Origin of the sequence: Paeniglutamicibacter quisquiliarum, assembly GCF_019084045.1 — a bacterium.
Classification (GTDB): domain Bacteria; phylum Actinomycetota; class Actinomycetes; order Actinomycetales; family Micrococcaceae; genus Paeniglutamicibacter; species Paeniglutamicibacter quisquiliarum.
This window is the reverse complement of the sequence record NZ_JAHRED010000001.1, coordinates 71716-90389: the sequence shown is the minus strand read 5'-3', so window position 1 is coordinate 90389 and position 18674 is coordinate 71716. Positions and strand designations below refer to the sequence as shown.

Sequence of the window (18674 nt, the reverse complement as noted above, 5' to 3'; positions counted from 1 at the left end):
GCCTTCCCGTGTGCCGGCCCCGAGGCCGGCACACCATCTACTTTGTACGTTGTGGTGTTGCTACTTGACGGTCATGGCCGCGACGTCGGGGGCCTTGGAAAGGAACTTCTGCTTGGCGGCAAGTTCGGCCAGCTTGGCGAGCTGCTCGCCGGGCACCACTCCGTCCCAGGTTTCCATCTTCAGGTTTTTCGCCACCTTGGCGTCCATCTTCATGAATTCCGGCAACAGTGCCTTTGCCCCTGCCTGGTCACCCTCGGCGGCCTCAAGGGTTTCGGACATGGCTGCCTTGAAATCCGCGACAACCTCGGGCTTCTCCTGGGCGAACTTGCCGCTGGTGAAACTGACCATGGTCGGCAGGCCCGGGATGGCCTTCTGGTTCGGGTAGCCGAGCAGTTCGTTGTCCGGGTTGGCCAGCGCCTTGGAGAGGAACGGCTCCGGGAGCCAAACGGCGTCCATGTTCTTGCGTTCGAGCTGGGCTTCCATGTCGGGGAACGGCATTTCTGAGAACTTCAATGCGCCGGGGTCCCCGCCGTCGATCGCGGCGGATTCCATGATGGTCAGGTCTCCCTGGGTCTTCAGCGCGTTGACCGAGGTGGTCTTGCCGGCGAGACCGGCAAAGTCCTTGATGCCCGAGTCCGCCCGCACCACCACGCCATTGATGTCATCGCCCGTGGCCTTGGAATCGGAGTAGCCCGAGACGATCTTCATGTCCAAGCCCTTGTCGACCGCGGTCAGCACCGAGAGCGGGTTGCCGACGGCGAAGTTCAGGTCGCCGGTGGAGACGGCGGGAAGCATTGCCGCACCGGCGGAACTGGTGGTGAGTTCGACGTCCAGCCCGTGCTTTTCAAAGATGCCCTTGTCGATTCCGTACTTCACGGCGACGGACGGGGCGATCGGCAAGACGCCGACAACAACCTTGGTCAATCCGCCGGAACCCGAGGCAGCGGTGGAGTCGGAATTCGTGGCGGCGGAACCCGAGGGCGATCCCTGGCCGCACCCCGTGAGCGCGAGCGCCGCAATCGATGCCCCGGCGAGGATGGTGGACAAACGCTTCTTCATGGATGCTCCTTGGTGAAAATGATGGCCCAGGCATCTACGCCCCAACCGCGAGATTTTTGTGACCCCTGCCACATGGAACAATCTAATCACAATCATTGAAAAAATCAATAGTTGTCATTTTCCCGCCCGGTTTCCGTGAATATGGCGAAATATTCCGCACGGAAACCATCCGCGGAAACCGCAAAGGTCGGGAACACCCCCGGCGGGCTCCCGACCTCTTGCTGGATGCTAGGCGTAGAAGCGGTAGATGCCGCGCGACACCACGGCCGGCTTCGGGGCGCCCTCGACCTCGACGACCTGGTCGACGGCGATCTGGTAGCCGCCCTTGACCTCTTCGACCTCGGCGATCTGCGCCTTCATGCGGATCTGTGCGCCGACCGGGACCGGCGAGGGGAAGCGGACCTTGTCCAGTCCGTAGTTCACGCGGGTGGAGACGCCGGTGACGTCGAAGAGCTCCGACCAGAAGGCGATCTGCAGGCTCAACGACAGGTAGCCGTGCGCGATCGGCCCGCCGAAGGGGCCGTCCTTGGCCTTTTCCGGGTCGGTGTGGATCCACTGGTGGTCGTCGGTCGCGTCGGCGAACGTGTTGACCTGGTCCTGGGAGACGGTGCGGAAATCGCTGTAACCCAGGTCGGTGCCGGCGGCGGTCGCAAGCTGCTCGTAGGAAAGTACTGTCTGGCCCATGATGGGTTCTCCTTATTGATGTAAGTGGTTGGTATTGAGGTGTTTGGCTAAAAACCTGGTGGCGCCGGGGAGGCGGTCTATCGGAAGGCCCCGATGCCGGTGATGGCCCGGCCGAGGATCAACGCGTTGATCTCGTCGGTGCCCTCGTAGGAATAGATGGCCTCGGCGTCGGCGTGGAAGCGGGCGACGTCGTAGTCCAGCACTATGCCGTTGCCCCCGCAGACCTCCCGCGCGAGGGCGGCGGTCTCGCGCAGCATGCGCGCGGTGAACATCTTGGCCATGGCCGAGTTCTCGTCCCTGTAGATGCCCCCGTCCTGCGCCTGGGTCAGGCTGACCACCATGGCCAGGGATGCCGTGACGTTGGTGAGCATCGTGGCGAGCTTCTCCTGGATCAGCTGGAAGGACGCCAACGGCTTGCCGAACTGGTGGCGTTCCGTGACGTACTTCAACGCCGCCTCGTAGGCGCCCGCCGCCGCGCCGGCGGCGATCCAGGCGACGTCCGAGCGCATGTTGCGCAGGCAGGCGGCGACGTCCGCGAACGAGTTGATGTTCGCCAGCCGCGCCGAGTCGGGCACCGACACGTCGCTCAGCTCAATGTCGGCGTTCTGCATGATCCGCAGGGAGGTCTTGCGCTCGATCTTGATCAGCTTCACCCCCGGGGCATCCGTCGGCACGAGGAAGCACTTGACCTTGGAATCGGCGGTGTCGCGGGCGAAGACCGCCAGGACGTCGGCCTGGGCCGCTCCCCCGATCCAGCGCTTGGCGCCGTTGATCACCCAGTGCCCGCCCTGGCCGTCGGCCGTGAACGTGGCCCGGGTTTCCAGTCCCCCGGCAATGTCCGACCCGTGCTCCGGCTCGGTGAGCGCGAAGACGCCCTTGTACTCGTAGGAGGCGATGCGCGGGTCCAGCTCGGCGACCTGCTCTTTGCTGCCGCCCAGGTTCACCGTGGTGCGGAACAGCCCGGACTGGGCGTTGTAGAAGGTGACGACCGAGGCGTCCACCCGGGCCAGCTCGAAGTTCCGGAAGCCGCCGAAGAGGCCACGGACCGTTTCGCCGGCGGCCAGCACCTCGGCCGGCCGCATCATGTCCAGGCTTACGAGCGGGGCGATGATGGATTCGGGGAATTTCCCGCGCTCCCAATGGTCGCTGAGCACCGGACGCACATGCTCATCGAGCACGGCGCGCAGGCGCAGCAGCGCCGCGCGCTCCGCGTCGGAAAGCAGCCGGGCGAACCCGTACTGGTCACTGGGGTAGAAGTCGGCCATTATTTGCCCAGTCCCAGCACCCGCACCGCGTTGTCCTTGAGGATCAGCGGGCGCACCTCGTCCTTCAGCGGCAGCTCGGCGAAGGCTCCGAGCCACTTCTGAGGGGTAATCAGCGGGTAGTCGGTACCGAAGAGCACCTTGGTGGAGAGCACGTTGTTGCTCATCTTCACCAGGGATGCCGGGAAGTACCTCGGGCTCCAGCCCGAGAGGTCGATGAACACGTTCGCCTTGTGCGTGGCGATCGAGTTCGCCTCGTCCTGCCACGGCACCGAGGGGTGGGCCATGATGATCGTCAGCCCCGGGAAGTCCGCCGCCACGTCGTCCAGCAGCAGCGGGTTGGAGTAGCGCAGCTTGATGCCGCGTCCGCCGGGGAGCCCGGCGCCCATGCCGTTCTGGCCGGTGTGGAAGATGCACGGCAAGCCGATCTCCTCCAACGCCGCCCAGAGCGGGTAGAACTCCTCACTTGACGGGTCGAAGCCCTGCAGCGAGGGATGGAACTTGAAACCGCGCACGCCGAGCTCGTCCGCCTGGCGGCGCGCCTCGGCAATCGCGGCGGGACCGGTGCGCGGGTCTACCGACCCGAAGGGGATCAGCACGTCGTTGTTGCGCGCGGCCCCGGCCACCAGGTCATCGATCGAGTTCGGCTCGTGGCCCAGCGCGGTGCGGGCATCGACGGTGAACAGCACCGCGGCCATCTTCGCCTCGCGGTAGACCTGTGCGATGCGGTCCACCGAGGGGGTGCGGTCCTCGGACTTGAAGTAGGCGGCCGAGGCCTCGAAGAGGTCCTCCGGCATGGCCTTGTGCCCGCAGTCATCGACCTCGACGTGAACATGCATGTCGATCGCGGTGACCGCGTTGAGGTCGATGTTGGATTCGTAGCGAACGCTCATCGTGGTGCCGGTACTTTCTACTTGGCGGCCGGCTCGGGCTGCAGCTCGGCGGGGAGTTCGGGGAACGTCTCGCCGACGGACTGCAGGTTGCCGCCGAACGGGAAGCGTTCGCGCAAGGTGGCATAGTCCCAGCCGCCGTCGTTGAATTCCGAGGCGATGGCCTCGGGGTGGCTCCACAACTGCAGGCGGTCCCCGCCGGCGCCGATGGCCTGGCCGGTGATGCTGCCCGCTTCCTCGGAGGCGAGGAAGGCGATGAGCCCGGCGACGTCGTCGGCCGTGCCGAAGCCCAGCTCCTTGCGGAAGAAGTCCGGCATGACCTCGCCGCTCTCGTCGGCCTCGACGGCCTTCGCGAAGAACGGAACGGTCTTGGTCATCGCGGTGGCGGCCACCGGGATGACGGCGTTGACGGTGACTCCTGCACGCTTCATTTCCATGGCCCAGGTGCGCACCATGCCCACGATCCCGGCCTTGGCGGCGGCGTAGTTGGTCTGGCCGAAGTTCCCGCGCTGGCCGGTAGGCGAACCGATGGTGATGATGCGACCGGCGATGTTGTTTTCCTTGAAGTAGCCATAGGCCTCGCGGACGCAGGTGAAGGTGCCGCGCAGGTGCACGTTGATGACCAGGTCGAAGTCCTCGTCGGTCATCTTCAGAATCGATTTGTCGCGCAGCACCCCGGCATTGGTGACCAGGATGTCGAGGCGGCCGAAGTTCTCCACTGCCGCTGTCACCAGGGACTTGGCGGTGTCGGTGGAACCGACCGGTGCCACGACGGACACGGCATTGCCGCCCGCGGCCGTGATCGAGGCGACTGCCTCGGCGGCCACGTCGGCGTCGACGTCGTTGATGACCACGGCGGCACCCTGGCGGGCGAGCTCCTGGGCGTAGCTCAGGCCGAGTCCGCGGCCGCTGCCGGTGACGATTGCAACTTTTCCAGCCAGTGACATGTCTGCTCCTTCGAGGGTAGTTATTGCCCCGCCGACCCGGTCGTGGGAACCTTGATATATACATAACAACTTAAACTCTTGATAAAGTCAACGATTAAGTTTCTTATCGATCCCTAGGGGTAGCACCATGGCGACCAAGCCGGGCACCATCATGAACACCATTGACCGATTCCTGACCAGCGAACTGGCCGGAGAAATCGAGTTCCTCACCGCCCGCACAAGATCGCTCGGATCCGCCCGCGCCAACAAGCTGCTGGCCCCCCTGGGATTGAAGGTCCGCTCCTACTCCGTACTTTCCCTGGCATGCAGCGGCATGGCGCCGACCCAGCGCGAGCTGGCGGAATTTCTCTCGCTGGACCCGAGCCAGATCGTGCCGCTGGTGGATGCCTTGGAGGGCGACGGGCTAGTGGAGCGCACCGCCGATCCCAACGACCGCCGTTCCAAGGTCATCACCGGCACCAAGGCCGGCGAACAGCTCTACAGGAAGGCCCGCAAGGCCACCGCCGAGGGCGAGGCCGTTGCCATGGCGAGCTTGAACCAATCCGAGCAGGAGACCTTGCGCGACCTGCTCTCACGCATTGCGTTTCGCGACTGAGCCAAGCCACCAGCAACCCCTGCGCAGCACCGGCCCGCCGTTCAACTAGGGACCATCCCCCACCCCTCCGCAGTGTTCGCCGGCCCCTGCACTGATCCTGGTGTCGAATTTGCGACGATTCTTGCCCCAAATCCCCGCATATGAGGCAGGATTGAATCATGTCGAAAATTCGAGTGTCCGAAGCAGCCCGCTTCCTCGGGGTCAGCGACGACACCATTCGCCGCTGGACCGAGAACGGGAACCTCACACCGCACAAGGACGCCTCCGGCCGCGCGGCCGTGGACGGACTCGAGCTTGCCCAGCTCGCACGCAACCAAGCCCAACTCCCCGATGACCAGTCGCTCGTGGGATCCTCGGCGCGCAACAGGTTCGTCGGATTGGTCACCGGCATCACCATGGACACCGTCATGGCCCAGGTCGAGCTGCAATGCGGCCCGTTCCGCGTCGTGTCCCTGATGAGCAGTGAAGCCGCCCGTGAACTGGGGCTCGAGCTGGGATCGATCGCCACGGCCGTGGTCAAGGCAACCACCGTCATCATCGAATCCCCGCAAGGCAAGGGCGCTGCATGAGCGCCTTGCGCAAGAGCCCCACACTTCTGGCAGCAGCGATCCTTGCTGCCGCGCTAGCCGGCTGCACTTCGGGCACTGCCAACAATGCCGGCGCTTCAGGCTCCTCAGGTGGGCTTTCCGGCGAGATCACCGTGTTCGCCGCGGCTTCGCTGAAGACCACCTTCACGCGGCTGGCCGGCGACTTCGAGGCACAACACCCCGGCACCAAAATCGCCCTGAGCTTCGCCGGTTCCTCGGACCTGGCCACGCAAATCACCGCCGGTGCCCCCGCGGACGTATTTGCCTCGGCCGACCCGGGCAACATGGAGAAGCTGTCCGAGGCGGGACTCCTCGACGGCGCACCGAGAACGTTCGCAACCAACACCCTTGCCATCGCGGTCCCGCCGGACAACCCTGCCTCGATATCCACGTTTGCCGACCTTGCCGGCCAGGGGGTGAAGGTCGTCATTTGCGCGCCCCAGGTACCCTGCGGAACTGCCACCAAGGCCGTGGAAGAATCCACGAAGACCCCCCTGGCACCAGTCAGCGAGGAATCCTCGGTCACCGATGTGATGGGCAAGGTGACAAGCGGCGAGGCGGATGCCGGGCTGGTCTATGTCACAGACATCTTGGCCGCCGGCGACAAGGTCAAGGGAATTAAGTTCCCCGAAGCCAAGACGGCTGTCAATACCTACCCCCTCGCCACTGTCGCCACCAGCCCCAGCAAGGACCTGGCCAATGCATTCACCGAGTTCGTAGCCGGCCCCGAAGGCAGGAAGGTCCTCACCGATGCCGGTTTTGGAACTCCGTAGCCGCCCGATGTTCAGGCGCGGCGGGGCCGGATACAGCGCGGTTCCCCCCTGGATCTATGCCCTCGCGTGCGTGGGCGCCCTGTTCGTCCTGCTTCCGCTTCTCGCCATGGTGGCCAAGGTCAAGTGGTCCCAATTCATCCCGCTGGTCACCTCCGAATCCTCGCTGAGCGCACTGGGCCTGAGCCTGCGCACCTCGGCGGCCAGCACCGCACTGTGCATCGTCCTGGGTGTTCCGCTGGCACTGGTCCTGGCCCGCGGGAGCTTCCCGGGCCAGCGCGTGCTGCGGGCCTTCGTGCTCCTGCCGCTGGTGCTGCCGCCGGTGGTGGGCGGCATCGCACTGCTTTACACCTTCGGGCGCCAGGGCCTGCTGGGCCGCAGTCTTGAGATTGCGGGGATCCAGATCGCGTTCTCCACCACCGCGGTGATCCTGGCCCAGACCTTCGTTGCCCTGCCCTTCCTGGTCGTCAGCCTCGAGGGTGCCCTGCGCACCGCCGGGGGAAAATACGAGGCCGTTGCAGCAACGCTGGGTGCACGGCCGACCACGGTACTGCGCCGGGTGAGCCTTCCCCTGGTGCTGCCTGGCCTGGCCTCGGGCGCGGTCCTCTCCTTTGCGCGCAGTCTCGGGGAGTTCGGGGCCACGCTGACCTTCGCCGGATCCCTGCAGGGTGTTACCCGGACCTTGCCCCTGGAGATCTACCTGCAGCGCGAGACCGACGCCGATGCAGCGGTGGCGCTGTCCCTGGTCCTGGTTGCCGTGGCCGTCATCGTGGTGGCCCTGTCCTATGGCAGCACCCGCTCGAAGAAGGCCAGGCCGGGGGCGGCAGGGTGACGATCCACTTCGAGGCCACACTCACCGAACGGAATTTCGACGTCTCCCTGGACCTTGCCCGGGGCGAGACCCTCGCGGTCTTGGGACCGAACGGGGCCGGCAAGTCGACATTGCTCTCCATCATGGCCGGGTTGTTGCGCCCGGACTCCGGACGGGCGTTCATCGGCGAGCGCACGCTCTTTGACCTGTCCGCCGCTCGTCCCTGCTGGGTGGCGCCGCACGCCCGGGGCACCGCGTTGCTTGCGCAGGAACCCCTGCTCTTTCCGCACCTGAGCGTGCTCGAGAACGTCGCGTTCGGTCCGCGGAGCAAGGGCGCCGGCGCGGCCAAATCCAGGGTGGCGGCCCGCCGGTGGCTCGAAGCCACTGACACCCAGACCCTGGCCGCACGGAAGCCCGGCGAACTGTCCGGCGGACAGGCGCAGCGGGTCGCGGTCGCCCGGGCGCTGGCGGCGGGACCCGACCTGTTGCTGCTCGACGAACCCATGGCGGCCCTGGACATCCACGCCGCACCCCTGATGCGCCGACTGCTCAAACATGTCCTCGCCGACCGCAGCGCCATCATCATCACCCACGACATCCTCGATGCGCTGATGCTGGCCGACAAGATCGTCATCCTGGAGAACGGACGCATCACCGAAGCGGGCCCGACCCGCCACGTGCTGGGCCGGCCGCGATCCCGCTTCGCCGCCGGGCTCGCCGGGCTGAACCTGGTCACCGGCACTGCCCACGGGGAAGGAATCGACACGGCCTTCGGGCGGATCTTCGGCACCCGTGAAACCGAGCTGGTCCCCGGCGAGACCGCGGCAGCGGCATTCCCCGCTTCCGCCGTTTCGGTATACCTGGATCCACCGCATGGCAGCCCGCGCAACATGCTCGAGGCAACCGTCACCGACCTGGAGCCGCACGGCGACGCCATCCGGGTGCGTGCCGGGGAGCTGGCCGCCGACATCACCCCGGCCGCGCTCGCCGACCTCGGACTGGTGCCCGGGACCCGCGCCTACTTCGTGCTCAAGGCCACCGCTGTCACCATTTACGCCGCCTGATTTTCCGGAGCCCTCCCGCTTCGCCGGGACTGAAAATGGGTCCGCGGGAACCGCCGCAGCAGGCAAGAAACGGACTTCGAAAGCGTCGCTTGGATCAGCGTCGTTGAACGTTCAACTCCACGTCATTTCGAGTCTTCCGTTCTCGTAATTCTCGGCAATATCGGACCGCCATTCTCGATAGTGCCGGCAGCGTTCCCCGCCGGCAGCGATTCGGGCCCAGGCATCGCCACGGCCCGAAGCACCCACACTCGAGAAAGGCCCTTTCATGTCCTCCGCCAAACGCGCCCAACGCCTCGCCTGCGCCGCAGCCATACTCGCTGCCGGCACGTTCGCCCTTTCCGCCTGCGGCAGTGCCACGTCCGCCGATGCAGCCGCCGCCGACAACACCTTGGTCTTTGCCATGCCCCCGGGCACCGACGACCCGGACATCCTCTCCGAAGCCAAGGTCATCCAGGGGTTCATCGCAGAGGCCACGGGAAAGGAAGTTTCTCGCGAGATGCCAGCCGACTACCTGGGGGTAGTCGAGGCCGTGCGCCAGGGCCACGTCGACGTGGCGGTCATGAGCCCGTTCTCCACCGCCCTGGCCGTCAAGAACGGCTCGGTGGATCCGCTCATCGTCTGGAACAAGGACGCAACGAAGCCTGCATCCTATTGCTATGCCAAGCCGGGAAGCGGCATCGAATCGATCGCTGACGTCGCCGGAAAGACCGTCTCCTTCGTCGACCCCGGATCCACCACCGGCTACTTCATGCCCAAGTCCCTGCTGGCCGACAACGGCCTGGTTGACGGCGAAGACTACGAATCAGCCTTCGCCGGCGGCCACGACTCCGCACTGTTGGCCATGGTCAACGGCTCCGTTGACGTCGCTTGTTCCTCCATCGCGGATCGGATCATCGAATCCGGCGCCCTGAAGAAGAGCGACCTGCAGCTGATCGGCGAGACCGCCCCCATCCCGGTTGGCATCGGCATCGTGGTCAGCCCCGACTTGCCCGAGGAAACCCGCCAGCAGCTGCTGGATACGCTGCCGGAAAAGATGACCAACAACCCGGAGATCCTCACGCTTGGCGGAGCCACCGAGTACGTCAAGAACCCCGGCATCGCACCCTATGAGCCTTTGCTGAAGGTTGCAGAGAACGTCGGCGTTGACCTCAAGGACATGCGGTGACCCTCGACCTTCCCCCGGCGGAACATCCGGCAGCAAAGCGCCCCGACCTCGATTCCAGCGCAGGGAACGGGATGCATCTGCCCGCGCCCGTGCTGGTCGCCAAGGATCTGCGCGTCACCTATCCCAACGGCTTCACCGCCCTTGAGAGCTTCACCCTGGACGTGCGCCCCGGCGAGGTCGTGGCCCTGCTTGGACATTCGGGCTCCGGCAAATCCACCTTCATGAAGGCCGCCACCGGCATGGCCCCGGCCTCAGCCACGCAATTGACCATCGACGGGCAGGACGTGATTGGAGCATCCGGGGCCGATATGAGGCGGCTTCGCTCCAAGGTCGGCTACGTCTTCCAGCACTTCAATCTGGTCCCGCAGCTCAGCGCACTGACCAACGTGCTCACCGGCGGGCTCCACGACGCCGGCCCGGCCAACGCCCTGGGATTCTTCCCGCGGCGGCAGCGCGAACGCGCCCTGGAGTTGTTGGACCGGGTTGGACTGGCCGACAAGGCCCGCCAACGGGCGGACAGCCTCTCCGGCGGACAGCAGCAGCGCGTGGCCATTGCCCGGGCACTGATGCAGGAACCACGCATCATCCTGGCCGACGAACCCGTGGCGTCGCTGGACCCGCGGCTGGCCGGATCCGTGCTGCGGCTGATGCGCCGCATTGCGCGCGAGGACGGCATTCCCGTGGTGGTCAGCCTCCACGTCGTGGATCTGGCAGTCCGCTACGCCGACAGGTTTATCGCCCTCGAGGCGGGGCAGGTACGGCACACCGGGTCGGTCGAGGCGCTGACACCGGACATGGTCACAGACATCTATGGGCAGGAAAGCGAAGACGATGAAGAGCACTGACACCAAGCCCGCCCGGCTCCCGGACCTTGACGAGCGGGACAGGCTGCGGCTCGCCCGCCCCTTCCAGGCCCCCGGCGCCTCGGGAATCATCTCCCTGGCCGTGGCCGCGGGCGCCGTCTGGTGGTCCATGGCCGGATCCGGATTCAGCCTGCAACGCCTCGCCGAGGGGCTGCCCAAGATGGGCGACTACCTCGTGCGGATGTGGCCGCCGACCTTCGACAAGATGGACATCGTGCTGGACCTGCTGGCCGAGACGGTGCAGATGGCAGTCGTCGGCACCCTGATCGGCGCGCTGCTGTCCCTGCTGGCGGCATTCGGTGCGGCCTCGAATATCGCACCCGCCTGGCTCTACACCCTCACCCGCGGCGTGCTGAACGTCCTGCGGTCGATACCCGACCTGATCTTCGCGCTCATGTTCGTCTCGGCCGTGGGCCTGGGCCCGTTCGCCGGAATCCTGGCAATCATCCTCGGCTCGATCGGATCGATCGGGAAGATGTACGCCGAATCCATGGAATCGGTGCCCGAGGCACCCTTGAATGCACTGCGCGCCTCCGGGGCCACCAGCGGACAGGTGATCCGCTACGGCGTGCTGCCGCAGGCCTCGCCGCTGCTGGTCAGTTACACCCTGCTGCTCTTCGAGGGCAACGTCCGCGGCGCCACGGTGCTCGGGCTGGTCGGCGCCGGCGGCATCGGCCTGGAGCTGACCAATGCCATGCGGCTGTACGACTACGGCCACATGTTCGCCATCATCATTTCCATCGTGGTCCTGGTGACCATCATCGACCGCGCCAGCGCAATGGTCAGAAAGAAGCTGAGCTAATGACACTCACACCCCTGGTTTCCCCCCTGGCAAACCTGCGCGACCTCGGCCACCTGCCCGTGGCCGGTGGCCGGGTGCGCCCGGCGATGCTGTGGCGCGCCGATGACATCACGTCCGCCCCGGCCGACCAAATCGCCTCACTCGCCGCGTCCGGGCTGGGCGCCATCCTGGACCTGCGTTCGGCCGGCGAAGTGGAGGGCAGCGGCAGCGGCCCCGCGGACGGACCCCTGCTGGCCCGGCACCACCTGCCGCTCACCGACGATTCCGCCGACCCGCAGGCACTGGCAGCATTGTTCGCGTCCACCAAGACCCCGGAGGATGTCGGCTCCTGGTACGCACGATTGTTCCTCAGCCGCGCGCCGCAGCTGGTTCAGGCGCTGACCCTGATCGCCGACGCCGCCGGGGGCGTGCTCTTCCACTGCGCCGCGGGCAAGGACCGCACCGGAGTCCTGGCCGCTGCCATCCTCTCGGTGCTCGGCGCACAACCGGAAACAATCATCGGGGACTACGCCGCCACCCACGCCAATGTCCCGGCGGTGTTGGCCCGCCTGGAGGCCATGCGCAGTGCGGTCGCCCTCGACGGTTACCCGGAGCGGGCCGCCGGCCACCCGATGCTCGGGGCGCACGCCGGCAGCATGGCGGGCATGCTCGCCGAGCTGGAACGCGACGGCGGCCCCGCCGCCATCCTGCAGCGGGCCGGACTCAATGCCGACACCACCCATCGGCTGCGGGAGCGACTCGTTGAAGACTGATACCGCGAACGCATCGGACCAAGCCGTCAACGATTCCCGGCCCGTGGGACGCCCACGCGACTCGGCAATCGCAGAACGGGTCCTGCGCGCCGCCGTCGGCCTGCTGCGCGAGAAACCTGTGGGAGAGGACTTCACCCTCGCCGAACTGGTTGAGCGCAGCGGCGCCAGCCGCGCCGCGATCTACCGGCGCTGGGAGAACCGGCAGGCCGTCGTCGTCGCGGCCCTCGACGCCGACCGTCGGTCGATCGAGCACGTCGAACGCGACACCGTCCTGGAGACCATGGTCGCATCCTACGAACAGGTCCTGCTGGAGATCGATGCCTCCGAGGAGGGCAACCGGCTGATCAACCAGCGACTGGCACTGGGCCTGCGGGACAAGGCATTGCAGCGGGCCTACTGGGAACGGCACGTCCGCCGGCGCCGGTCCGCGTCACTCGCCATCCTTGAACGGGGGCGGGAAACCGGGGAAATCCGGGCCGATGCCGATCTGGAGGTCGCCTTGGATCTCATCAACGGCGCCACCTACTACCAGACCGTGGTTCGCCCCGATGGCGGGAGTGACGAAAGCCGGGCCCGGGTCGGTGAGGCCATCCGCATGCTATTCCGCGGCCTAGCCGCGACCTAGGAACCAGCCGGACCCCTTGCCGGGGCCGGCTGTTTCAGGTTCCTCCGAGGTATCGGCCCGGGGTCGCCATCCCCAATGAGGAATTCTCATTCAATGGGATGGGCGTGGTTGTTTGGTGGCCGCGCCCACAGACTGGATGCAGAGACCCCACTCCCAGGGATCGTTGCCGGGCGCACACCACACAAAGACGTGCCGCTGCCGCCCTCCGATCCCCCGCACCCAAGGAACGCGATCCCCCCATGGCAACAGCGCGCACCATCGTCAAGACCCAGGTCGGCATCGTCGGCGGCGGCCCCGCCGGCCTGATGCTCTCGCACCTTCTCTCCAAGACCGGCATCGAGAACATCGTCGTCGAGTCACGCGACCACGAGACCATCCGCAACACCCACCGTGCCGGAATCCTCGAGTCCCAGGCCGTGAAGATGCTGGTGGACTCGGGTGTCGACGGACGCGTGCTCACCCACGGGGACGAGCATGCAGGAATCGACCTGCGCTTCAACGGCGAATCCCACCCGCTGGATTTCCGCGACCTGGTCGACGCCACCGTCACCCTCTACGCGCAGAACGAGGTCTTCGTCGACCTCGCCGCCGCGCGCAAGCGCGACGCGGGGGACGTGCGCTACTCCTCGGAGGTCACCGAGCTGCTGGATCTTCAGACCGACACCCCGAAGTTCCGCTTCACCGATGCCTCGGGCGCCGAGTTCGAGGTGCACTGCGACGTGCTGGTCGGCGCGGACGGCTCGCGTTCCTTCTGCCGCCGGCAGATGCCCGACACCAACCGCAGGGACTTCAAGGTCGAATACCCCTTCGCCTGGTTCGGGATCCTCACCGAGGCACCCAAGTCCGCCCACGAACTCATCTATGCCAACTCCCCGCACGGCTTCGCGCTGATCTCCCAGCGCTCCGAGACCGTCCAGCGCATGTATTTCCAGTGCGATCCGAACGAGAACGTCGAGGACTGGTCGCAGGACCGCATCTGGAACGAGCTGCAGCGCCGCGTCGACGGACCGGACGGCTTCACGCTGAAGACCGGGAACATCTTCGACAAGACCGTGCTGAAGTTCCGTTCCTTCGTGCGCGAGCCGCTCTCCCACGGCCGACTCTTCCTGATCGGGGATGCCGGGCACACCGTCCCGCCCACCGGCGCCAAGGGCCTGAACCTCGCCTTCGCCGACGTCAACGTGCTCTTCGAGGCCCTCGACTCCTTCTACTCCAGCGGGAACGAGGCGCTGCTGCACGGATACTCGGACAAGGCGCTCAAGCGCGTGTGGAAGGCGCAGAACTTCTCCTACTGGATGACCTCGATGCTGCACACCCCGGTGAACGCCGACCCGTTCATGGCCAAGCGCGCCTTGGGCGAGCTCGACACCGTCACCTCCTCGCGCTACGGACAGCAATACCTGGCCGAGTCCTACACCGGCTGGCCGCACGCCTAGCCCCGCCCCCGTTTATCCCCTTCACCACCCCCGCACGCCCCACCGAAAGGAGCACGCAGTGAGCACCGAAACCACCGCGAACGAGACGTTCAACGATTCGCACGTCCTGGACCCCGCCGCCACGACCGTCTCGCAGGAATCCATCAGCCAGGAAATCGCCGACATCCACGCGGCCTACCGCCAGTCGGTCGTCGACGGGATGAAGGCCGAGACGCAGCCGCGCATCGACTTCGCCCCCTACCGCTCCTCGCTGCTGCGCCACCCCACCAAGAACCTGCACCACGCGGACCCCGAGACCATCGAGTTGCACTCCCCCGCCTTCGGCGAGCGCGACGTGCACGCCCTGGAATCGGATCTGACCATCCAGCACAACGGCGAGCCCATCGGCGAGCGCATCGTGGTCGCGGGCCGCGTGCTCGACGGCGACGGCCGCCCGGTTGCAGGCCAGCTGGTGGAAATCTGGCAGGCAAACGCCGCCGGACGCTACATCCACAAGCGCGACCAGCACCCGGCCCCGATCGACCCGAACTTCACCGGCGTGGGACGTGCGATCACCGGCCCCAACGGCGAATACTCCTTCACCACCATCAAGCCGGCACCGTACCCGTGGAAGAACCACCACAATGCCTGGCGCCCGGCGCACATCCACTTCTCGCTCTTCGGCACCGACTTCACCCAGCGCATGATCACCCAGATGTACTTCCCGGGCGATCCGCTCTTCTCCCTTGACCCGATCTACCAGGCCATCACGGACAAGGACGCCCGCGACCGCCTGGTCGCCACCTACGACCACTCGATCACGTCCCACGAATGGGCCACCGGCTACAACTGGGACATCGTACTCACCGGCAGCAACCGGACCTGGATGGAAGACGAAGAGGGAGATCACTAACATGGCACAGGCACGCAACACCCAGGCCCCCGCGCTCAAGCTCGCCGCCACGCCGGGACAGACCATCGGCCCGTTCTACGGCTATGCCCTGCCCTTTACGAAGGACAACGAGCTGGTCAACCAGGCCCGCCCCGGAGCGGTGCGCCTGCACGGGGTTGTCACCGACGGCGCCGGCACCGTCATCCCCGACGCGCTGCTGGAAATCTGGCAGCCGGATCAGGACGGCAACGTGGTCTCCCAGGACGGCTCGCTGGTGCGCGACGGCTACACCTTCACCGGCTGGGGCCGCACCGCGGTGGACAACGTCGGGCACTACACCTTCACCACACTGAACCCCGGGGCCACCGAGGAGGGCAAGGCGCCGTTCATCATGCTCACGGTCTTCGCCCGTGGCCTGCTCAACCGCCTGTTCACCCGCATCTACCTGCCGGAGGACACCGCGGCGCTGGCCAATGATCCGCTGCTTTCCTCGCTGGACGAGGCACAGCGCAAGACGCTGATCGCCACTCGCGAGGCCGACGGCTCGCTGCGCTTCGATATTTCGCTGCAGGGCGAGGACGAAACCGTGTTCCTCTCCTACCCGCGCGAGAGCTAGCCAACGCCGCATCCCGCATGTGACCCCCGTGCGCCACGGAACTCGCCGATCCCCTCCCAAACCGGGATGATGGAAAAGGCGGGTTCCCGCGCTGCGGGGGTTTTGTGGGGTTCAAGCCCCCACCGCCAGCACCACCCCCGCAACCACAGACCCACAGGAGAAGCACCGCCCATGTACCCGGCCGATTACGGATTGTTGACCCCGGCATGGGCGGCGACGCCCGTGGCGAAGACCGCCTCGGACGCCGCCTTCGCCCAGGGGATGCTCGACGTGGAGGCAGCCTGGGTCAAGGTCCAGGCCGAGGCCGGGCTGTGCAGCTCCGCGGATGCGCAGGCCGTGGAGCGGATCGCCCAGGTCGAACTCTACGACCTGGGCGCCCTGGCCGCCGCGGGCCCGGACGGCGCCAACGCGCTCATCCCGCTGCTGGGCATGATGCGCAAGCAGCTCGCCGAATCCGGCGCCCCGGCAACCGCCGCCACCGCCCTGCACCGCGGGGCCACCAGCCAGGACATCATCGATTCCGCGCTGATGCTCATCGCCTCCCGTTCCATCGCGGCCATCCGCACGGACCTGCTCGGCGCCGCCGGCGCCCTGTCCGAGATCAGTGCCGCCCACGCCTCCACCCTGTGCGTGGCGCGCTCGCTGACCCAGCACGCGCTGCCCACAGTCTTCGGGCTGCGCGCCGCCAACTGGCTGGCATCCCTCACCGCCGCCGGGCGCCAGCTCGATGCCGTCGCCGCTTCCCTGCCGCTGCAGTGGGGCGGGGCCGTGGGCACCCTGGCCTCGCTGCACCAGCGCCTGGGTTCCGCTCTGCCCTACAAGTCCGAAAAGCGCCTGGCCGAACGCGCCCACGAGCTCACCGCGGCGCTGGCGGCCGAACTCGGCCTGGCGGCACCGATCGCCCCGTGGCACACCGTGCGCCAACCCGTGCTGGGGCTCGGCTCCGCGCTGGGCTCGGTCATCGCCGCCGCCGGCACCTTCGGCGCCGACGTGCTCACCGCGTCGCGACCGGAAATCGGCGAGCTCTCCGAACCCCGCGAGGCCGGCAAGGGCGGGTCCTCGGCCATGCCGCAAAAGCAGAACCCCGTGCACTCGGTACTGCTGCGCAATGCGGCACTCTCCGCCCCCGCCCACGTCGCCGCGCTCTACACCGCCGCCGGCACCGCCGTGGACGAACGGCCCGACGGCGGCTGGCATGCCGAATGGGCTTCGGTGCGCGAGCTGGTCCGCCTGGCCGGCGGTGCCGCACACCACGCGGCAACCCTGGCCGCGGGACTGGGCGTGCACCCCGAGGCGATGGCCCGGAACATGGCCTTGTCCGGGGAGCTTTTGGTCTCCGAACGCATTTCCACCGTGGTGGCACCCCTGGTTGCCGGCGGCAAGGCGGCTGTACAGGAGCTGGTCCTTGAATCCCTGCGCACCGGCACCCCGTTGCGCACCCTGTTGCAGGGCGCACTGCCCTCCGACATGGACAACCAGTTGTTCCTCGATGACCTGCTGGACCCGGCCGGCTACCTGGGCTCGGCCACCGACTTCATCACCCGTATCCGCGAAGACTTCACAGATTGGAAGGACTCATGAGCATCCCCACCCTGACCCCGTCCCTGCTGCATTCGGCAGCCGACCTCCCCACCCTGGTGCTGGGCCCCTCGCTGGGCACCGGCTCGCTGGCCCTGTGGGGTCCGGCCGTGCCGTTCCTCAAGGAGCACTTCCAGCTCGTGGCCTGGGACTTGCCCGGCCACGGCGAATCCGCTCCCTCCACCGAGGAATTCTCCATGGCCGAGCTGGCCGCCGGTGTCATCTCGATGGTCCAGGCGCTGGAGGCCGACAAGGTCCTCACCCCCGCCGCCCCGCTGTTCTACGCGGGCGTTTCCGTGGGCGGGGCCATCGCCCTGCAGCTGGCCAACGACTTCCCCGGCGCCTTTGCCGGACTGTCGGTCATCTGCTCCGCGGCAAAGATCGGCACCCCCGAGGGCTGGACGGAACGCGCCGAGCTCGTGGCCAAGGCCGGCACGCCGGTGGTGCTCGCCGGCTCGGCCGAGCGCTGGTTCGCCCCCGGCTTCATCGAGGCCAACCCGGTGGTGTCCACCGACCTGCTGCACAACCTGCAGGACGCCGACAGGTTCGCCTACGCCCACGTCTGTGGCGCGCTGGCCGGCTTCGACCTGCGCGAGGCGCTTCCGTCCATGACGGACCCGATCCTTGCCATCGCCGGCGCCCACGACGCCGTCTGCCCTCCCGCCGACGCGCAGTTCATCGCCGAACACGCACAGAACGCCCAGGCGGCGACGATCGACACCGTCGCACACCTGGCCCCGGCCGAGGACCCGGAGGCGACCGCCGCACTGCTGAACGAATTCTTCGCCTCGATCTCCCAGGAGAAAATTGCATGACCGCCGATTCCCGCCTGCCCGGCGACACCTACGACGCCGGACTGACGGTCCGCAAGCAGGTCCTCGGCACCGAACACGTGGAACGGGCGACCGAGAACTCCACGGACTTCACCGACGAGTTCCAGGAAATGATCACCCGCTACGCCTGGGGCACCATTTGGACCCGCGACGGACTGCCGCGCACCACCCGCAGCGCCATCACGCTGACCGCGCTGATCGCCGGCGGCTACTGGGAAGAACTGGAAATGCACGTGCATGCCGCCCTGCGCAACGGCATGACCGAAAACGAAATCAAGGAAGTCTTCCTGCAGTCGGCCATCTACTGCTCCGTGCCCGCGGCCAACACCGCGTTCAAGATCGGCAAGAAGGTGCTGGCCGAATACGCCGCACAGGACGCCAAGTAGGCATCTGGCCAAATACAAAGCGACGGGCTCCGATCGATTCAGGTGAATCGTCGGGGTCCGTCGCTTTTTGGTTCTTGT

At 66.9% G+C, this 18674-nt stretch carries 21 protein-coding genes; 16 read left to right on the top strand and 5 right to left on the bottom strand.

What is annotated here, in order from left to right:
- Positions 1-60: 60 nt before the first annotated feature.
- The 5 genes from KRR55_RS00430 to KRR55_RS00410 all read right to left on the bottom strand — a co-directional run bounded on the left by KRR55_RS00430 (position 61) and on the right by KRR55_RS00410 (position 4842).
- Positions 61-1059, bottom strand: coding sequence for an ABC transporter substrate-binding protein (locus KRR55_RS00430; RefSeq protein ID WP_217387074.1), 999 nt, complete (start codon positions 1057-1059; stop codon positions 61-63).
- Between the two features lie 228 nt (positions 1060-1287).
- A complete protein-coding gene (locus KRR55_RS00425) occupies positions 1288-1743 on the bottom strand; it encodes a MaoC family dehydratase (RefSeq protein ID WP_217387073.1) in 456 nt (151 codons plus the stop codon).
- A gap of 77 nt (positions 1744-1820) precedes the next feature.
- Positions 1821-3008, bottom strand: coding sequence for an acyl-CoA dehydrogenase family protein (locus KRR55_RS00420; RefSeq protein WP_217387072.1), 1188 nt, complete (start codon positions 3006-3008; stop codon positions 1821-1823).
- Positions 3008-3898 (bottom strand): amidohydrolase family protein, encoded by an 891-nt coding sequence (locus KRR55_RS00415; RefSeq protein ID WP_217387071.1) that lies wholly within the window; start codon positions 3896-3898, stop codon positions 3008-3010. The genes KRR55_RS00420 and KRR55_RS00415 overlap by 1 nt, the downstream gene beginning before the upstream one ends.
- Before the next feature lie 17 nt (positions 3899-3915).
- Positions 3916-4842, bottom strand: coding sequence for an SDR family NAD(P)-dependent oxidoreductase (locus KRR55_RS00410; protein WP_217387070.1), 927 nt, complete (start codon positions 4840-4842; stop codon positions 3916-3918).
- Between the two features lie 127 nt (positions 4843-4969).
- Here KRR55_RS00410 and KRR55_RS00405 point away from each other — a divergent pair, with 127 nt between their 5' ends.
- The 16 genes from KRR55_RS00405 to pcaC all read left to right on the top strand — a co-directional run bounded on the left by KRR55_RS00405 (position 4970) and on the right by pcaC (position 18596).
- A complete protein-coding gene (locus tag KRR55_RS00405) occupies positions 4970-5437 on the top strand; it encodes a MarR family winged helix-turn-helix transcriptional regulator (protein ID WP_217387069.1) in 468 nt (155 codons plus the stop codon).
- 158 nt (positions 5438-5595) lie between these two features.
- Entirely contained in the window at positions 5596-6006 is a 411-nt protein-coding gene (locus tag KRR55_RS00400; RefSeq protein WP_217387068.1) for a TOBE domain-containing protein, read from the top strand.
- Positions 6003-6797, top strand: a complete 795-nt coding sequence (gene modA / locus KRR55_RS00395; protein ID WP_217387067.1) for a molybdate ABC transporter substrate-binding protein — start codon at positions 6003-6005, stop codon at positions 6795-6797. Before KRR55_RS00400 ends, modA begins: the two co-directional genes overlap by 4 nt.
- Before the next feature lie 7 nt (positions 6798-6804).
- On the top strand, positions 6805-7626 hold the full coding sequence (locus KRR55_RS00390) for an ABC transporter permease (protein WP_217387646.1): 822 nt from the start codon (positions 6805-6807) through the stop codon (positions 7624-7626).
- Positions 7623-8669: a sulfate/molybdate ABC transporter ATP-binding protein gene (locus KRR55_RS00385; RefSeq protein ID WP_217387066.1), complete on the top strand. Its 1047-nt coding sequence runs from the start codon at positions 7623-7625 to the stop codon at positions 8667-8669. The genes KRR55_RS00390 and KRR55_RS00385 overlap by 4 nt, the downstream gene beginning before the upstream one ends.
- A 265-nt stretch (positions 8670-8934) precedes the next feature.
- Positions 8935-9834 carry a phosphate/phosphite/phosphonate ABC transporter substrate-binding protein gene (phnD, locus tag KRR55_RS00380; RefSeq protein ID WP_217387065.1) on the top strand — a complete coding sequence of 300 codons (900 nt, stop codon included), beginning with the start codon at positions 8935-8937 and terminating at the stop codon, positions 9832-9834.
- The gene (gene phnC, locus KRR55_RS00375) at positions 9831-10679 is read left to right on the top strand and encodes a phosphonate ABC transporter ATP-binding protein (RefSeq protein ID WP_336245002.1); all 849 of its coding nucleotides are present in this window, start codon (positions 9831-9833) and stop codon (positions 10677-10679) included. The genes phnD and phnC overlap by 4 nt, the downstream gene beginning before the upstream one ends.
- Positions 10666-11499 (top strand): phosphonate ABC transporter, permease protein PhnE, encoded by an 834-nt coding sequence (gene phnE / locus KRR55_RS00370; protein WP_217387064.1) that lies wholly within the window; start codon positions 10666-10668, stop codon positions 11497-11499. Before phnC ends, phnE begins: the two co-directional genes overlap by 14 nt.
- Entirely contained in the window at positions 11499-12251 is a 753-nt protein-coding gene (locus KRR55_RS00365; RefSeq protein ID WP_217387063.1) for a tyrosine-protein phosphatase, read from the top strand. Before phnE ends, KRR55_RS00365 begins: the two co-directional genes overlap by 1 nt.
- A 43-nt stretch (positions 12252-12294) precedes the next feature.
- Positions 12295-12876, top strand: a complete 582-nt coding sequence (locus KRR55_RS00360; protein WP_217387062.1) for a TetR/AcrR family transcriptional regulator — start codon at positions 12295-12297, stop codon at positions 12874-12876.
- Positions 12877-13115: 239 nt separating this feature from the next.
- Entirely contained in the window at positions 13116-14312 is a 1197-nt protein-coding gene (locus KRR55_RS00355; protein ID WP_217387061.1) for a 4-hydroxybenzoate 3-monooxygenase, read from the top strand.
- Between the two features lie 58 nt (positions 14313-14370).
- A complete protein-coding gene (pcaH, locus tag KRR55_RS00350) occupies positions 14371-15204 on the top strand; it encodes a protocatechuate 3,4-dioxygenase subunit beta (protein WP_217387060.1) in 834 nt (277 codons plus the stop codon).
- Between the two features lies 1 nt (position 15205).
- Positions 15206-15799, top strand: a complete 594-nt coding sequence (gene pcaG / locus KRR55_RS00345; protein WP_217387059.1) for a protocatechuate 3,4-dioxygenase subunit alpha — start codon at positions 15206-15208, stop codon at positions 15797-15799.
- Between the two features lie 171 nt (positions 15800-15970).
- Positions 15971-17380, top strand: a complete 1410-nt coding sequence (locus tag KRR55_RS00340; protein WP_217387058.1) for a lyase family protein — start codon at positions 15971-15973, stop codon at positions 17378-17380.
- Positions 17377-18192 (top strand): alpha/beta fold hydrolase, encoded by an 816-nt coding sequence (locus tag KRR55_RS00335; RefSeq protein ID WP_217387057.1) that lies wholly within the window; start codon positions 17377-17379, stop codon positions 18190-18192. Before KRR55_RS00340 ends, KRR55_RS00335 begins: the two co-directional genes overlap by 4 nt.
- Positions 18189-18596: a 4-carboxymuconolactone decarboxylase gene (pcaC, locus tag KRR55_RS00330; protein WP_217387056.1), complete on the top strand. Its 408-nt coding sequence runs from the start codon at positions 18189-18191 to the stop codon at positions 18594-18596. The genes KRR55_RS00335 and pcaC overlap by 4 nt, the downstream gene beginning before the upstream one ends.
- Positions 18597-18674: the final 78 nt, after the last annotated feature.

Excerpts from the sequence above, each read along its gene's own strand:
- KRR55_RS00430 (WP_217387074.1), bottom strand. The coding sequence starts at position 1,059 with ATGAAGAAGCGTTTGTCCACCATCCTCGCCGGGGCATCGATTGCGGCG.
- KRR55_RS00425 (WP_217387073.1), bottom strand. The coding sequence starts at position 1,743 with ATGGGCCAGACAGTACTTTCCTACGAGCAGCTTGCGACCGCCGCCGGC.
- KRR55_RS00420 (WP_217387072.1), bottom strand. The coding sequence starts at position 3,008 with ATGGCCGACTTCTACCCCAGTGACCAGTACGGGTTCGCCCGGCTGCTT.
- KRR55_RS00415 (WP_217387071.1), bottom strand. The coding sequence starts at position 3,898 with ATGAGCGTTCGCTACGAATCCAACATCGACCTCAACGCGGTCACCGCG.
- KRR55_RS00410 (WP_217387070.1), bottom strand. The coding sequence starts at position 4,842 with ATGTCACTGGCTGGAAAAGTTGCAATCGTCACCGGCAGCGGCCGCGGA.
- KRR55_RS00405 (WP_217387069.1), top strand. The coding sequence starts at position 4,970 with ATGGCGACCAAGCCGGGCACCATCATGAACACCATTGACCGATTCCTG.
- KRR55_RS00400 (WP_217387068.1), top strand. The coding sequence starts at position 5,596 with ATGTCGAAAATTCGAGTGTCCGAAGCAGCCCGCTTCCTCGGGGTCAGC.
- modA (WP_217387067.1), top strand. The coding sequence starts at position 6,003 with ATGAGCGCCTTGCGCAAGAGCCCCACACTTCTGGCAGCAGCGATCCTT.
- KRR55_RS00390 (WP_217387646.1), top strand. The coding sequence starts at position 6,805 with ATGTTCAGGCGCGGCGGGGCCGGATACAGCGCGGTTCCCCCCTGGATC.
- phnD (WP_217387065.1), top strand. The coding sequence starts at position 8,935 with ATGTCCTCCGCCAAACGCGCCCAACGCCTCGCCTGCGCCGCAGCCATA.
- phnE (WP_217387064.1), top strand. The coding sequence starts at position 10,666 with ATGAAGAGCACTGACACCAAGCCCGCCCGGCTCCCGGACCTTGACGAG.
- KRR55_RS00365 (WP_217387063.1), top strand. The coding sequence starts at position 11,499 with ATGACACTCACACCCCTGGTTTCCCCCCTGGCAAACCTGCGCGACCTC.
- KRR55_RS00355 (WP_217387061.1), top strand. The coding sequence starts at position 13,116 with ATGGCAACAGCGCGCACCATCGTCAAGACCCAGGTCGGCATCGTCGGC.
- pcaG (WP_217387059.1), top strand. The coding sequence starts at position 15,206 with ATGGCACAGGCACGCAACACCCAGGCCCCCGCGCTCAAGCTCGCCGCC.
- KRR55_RS00340 (WP_217387058.1), top strand. The coding sequence starts at position 15,971 with ATGTACCCGGCCGATTACGGATTGTTGACCCCGGCATGGGCGGCGACG.
- KRR55_RS00335 (WP_217387057.1), top strand. The coding sequence starts at position 17,377 with ATGAGCATCCCCACCCTGACCCCGTCCCTGCTGCATTCGGCAGCCGAC.
- pcaC (WP_217387056.1), top strand. The coding sequence starts at position 18,189 with ATGACCGCCGATTCCCGCCTGCCCGGCGACACCTACGACGCCGGACTG.